Origin of the sequence: Roseateles sp. (assembly GCF_049240545.1) — a bacterium.
Lineage (GTDB): Bacteria > Pseudomonadota > Gammaproteobacteria > Burkholderiales > Burkholderiaceae_C > Paucibacter_A.
Genome location: NZ_JBMLSK010000015.1, coordinates 1 through 2,626 on the forward strand (window position 1 = coordinate 1; position 2,626 = coordinate 2,626).

3 protein-coding genes are annotated in these 2,626 nt (G+C 68.6%); all 3 read right to left on the minus strand.

Features of this window, described 5'->3' with window-relative positions:
- On the minus strand, nt 1-347 hold a 347-nt coding region (locus ACOVRJ_RS01015; protein ID WP_422042049.1), incomplete at its 3' end, for an ATP-binding protein.
- Complete coding sequence (istA, locus tag ACOVRJ_RS01020; RefSeq protein ID WP_422042050.1) at nt 331-1,842, minus strand: IS21 family transposase; 1,512 nt, start codon at nt 1,840-1,842, stop codon at nt 331-333. The genes ACOVRJ_RS01015 and istA, both read right to left, overlap by 17 nt.
- Before the next feature lie 573 nt (nt 1,843-2,415).
- Nucleotides 2,416-2,626 (minus strand): hypothetical protein (locus ACOVRJ_RS01025; protein ID WP_422042051.1); only part of this gene is annotated, 211 nt, incomplete at its 5' end.

A 2,626-nucleotide genomic window follows, 5' to 3' on the forward strand; every position in this document is an offset into this window, starting at 1 on the left:
TGGTAGCCGAGATTCTGTGCGATCATCGTCTTGCCGACGCCGGTCGGGCCGAACAACACGACGTTGGCCCGCTCGTCGACGAAGTCGAGCCGCATCAGGTCTTCGATCTGTTCGCGGTCGATCGATTTCGGCCACTGCCAGTCGAAGTCCGCGATCGACTTGAAGACGCCGAGGCGTGCGCCGCGGATGCGGCGTTCGAGACTTCGCCGGCTGCGTTCGTCCTCCTCGGCGCCGAGATAGTCGCGCACCCATGCCTGCTTGCTCAGGGCATCCCAGTTGGCCAGCAAGCCCCAGAGACCGAGCCGCCGCGCGCGTTCGCGCAGATCCGCGTCAGTTGGCGCCGGCATCGCGCACCTCCTCGTCGCTGCGCAGCAACTGGTCGTAGCAGCCGAGGTCGCGTGGGCGCACGACCAGGTCGCGCACGCGGGCATCGTCCGGCAGATCCACCAAAGCCTGGGGCGAGCCACCCGCGGCTCTGCGCCGTGCTTCGAGCAACTTGCGCACGTCGGACGCCAGCACCCGGCCATCGGCCAACGCTTCACGCATCGCCAGCTCCAACTCGACCGCACCAAACGCATCGAGCAACTCGAGGAAGTGCTGCGTCGATCGCCCCAGGTTGGCGCCAGCTTGCGCCAGCAGCGTGAAGATGGGCTGCGCACTCGGCGCCGACTGCGCCAGCCGATCGAGTGCGCGGTGCTTCCTCGCCTCGCCCTTGCTCTTCTTCAGTTCCGCGGTGTGCAGCGGATCCTCGATCACGAGACCGCGATCGAAACTACGCGCGTGCTCTGCCTCGACCTTGCCTGCGGACAGGATGCGCACGCGCTCCAGCGTCGCACGCACCTCGACGACCTGCCGCACCAGCGTGTGCGGCACCGAGTAGTCGTTGCCCTCGAATCGCACGTGCGGCGTCTTGCCGACCTTCGCACTCACCACTTCTTCGGTCTCGTACGAGTTCTCGGGCAGAGCCAGCAGCCGCGACTGCTCCTCGGCAAACGCCGTCGCCACCGTCTTCCGTTTGTCGTCCGGCCACGGCCTCTCGCTCGCTTCCCCGGCGCACCACGCCGCAGCCTGCGCGTTCAGGTCGTCGAGATCACCCCACTGCCGCGCCGGCCAAAACGACGTTCGCGCATAGCCGATCGCTCGTTCGACGCGGCCCTTCTCGTTGCCGCGGGCCACCGCAGCCGGACGGATCTCGAAGTGGTAGTGCATGCTGAAGTGCACCAGCCGCGGGTTGAACAGGATCGCGTCGCCGCGCCGGTCCAGCACCGCGCTCTTCAGGTTGTCGTACAGCAGCACGCGTGGGACCCCGCCGAAGGCCGCGAACGCGGCCACGTGGCCACGCAGGAAGTTCTCGATGCGCTGCCCGAGGAAGAAGCGCAGGAAGATCCGTCGCGAGTACGACAGCACGCACACGAAGGCGAGCAGCGGTCGCTCCGCGCGACCGATCTTGATCTTGCCGAAGTGCGCCCAGTCGACCTGGCCGTGTTCGCCCGGCAACGCCGTCGTGCGCAGGAAAGCCTCCACCCGCCGCGGCGGCCGATGCCGCGCCACCATGTGGCGGAAGTGATCCGCACTGCCGCGATAGCCCCGCTCGCGGCACATCTGGTAGAGCCGGCTCGACAACAGCCCCGGATACCGCCGCAGCCAGTCCACGATGAATGGCACGTACGCGTCGATCCGCGCCGACCGCTGCGGCCGCGCTGGCGGTGCGCCGCCGCTGGCGATCACCCGCGTCACCACGCTGTGGTGCACCTGCAGGTGTGCCGCGATCGTGCCCACGGGCCACTTCTCCACTTGGTGCAGACGGAGGATCTCCGCCTCGGCTTCGTCGCGGATCACCATGGCCACCTCCCGTCGCCGTCACGGCCAGCGGCGCGGCTCACCGCGGCGCCGCAGCTTGTGGGTGCGCGCGTAGCTGCCGCACGGCTCACCGCAGAAGCAGCAGCGCGCAGAGGAATCCGAACGCGCCCGAGCGGACGCACGAAGGTGACGATCGTGTTCATGGTGACGAGGCAGCTGCCTCGACACCGCTTCAACCAGGACCGCAGCTTCGGGGGGACATGGATGCGTTACGCAATCCGCGCCGCGACGGCGGCGCTCCCGATGCCGCCGCTGCCGCGCAGCGTTGTTCCGGCGGCCGAGCGGGCTCTCCCGATAGCGACGTTCCGCTGCCCGCCGCGACTCGCGTCGACGCTGCACCGCACAACCCCCGGCGCAATACCGGTTGCCGCGGTCGCACCGCGTGCACACCCTGACCAACACCCTGCAGTTGCAGCAGGCGAACACGCGGTGGCTGTCCACGGTGGCACTTCTCTGCCACCAGGCACTGGACGAGAGGCCGCTCCGTCCGCCACACTGCGCCGAGCAGACGTAGCGGCTTGCCGAAGCGTTTGTTGTAGGAAGCCCGGCAGGTTGTCACGCCGTTCGCCGGGCTTCCGTCTGTACCGGCCTGATGGTCGCGGCACTTTGTAGCCGACAACCAGGACGCGGCCAGCGCCCGCGAGGTCCGGCGGCCAACGCCTTCGCCGCCGTCGCGAGGAACCAGACCCAAGAGCTGCGCTGCTTCAGGAAGAACCAGAAGCGCGGCAGACCGCCGGAATCACGCGGTTCGAGGCAGCCATCGACA

Bases quoted from the DNA above. Each gene is read 5' to 3' on its own strand.
- istA (WP_422042050.1), bottom strand. From the start codon at position 1,842: ATGGTGATCCGCGACGAAGCCGAGGCGGAGATCCTCCGTCTGCACCAA.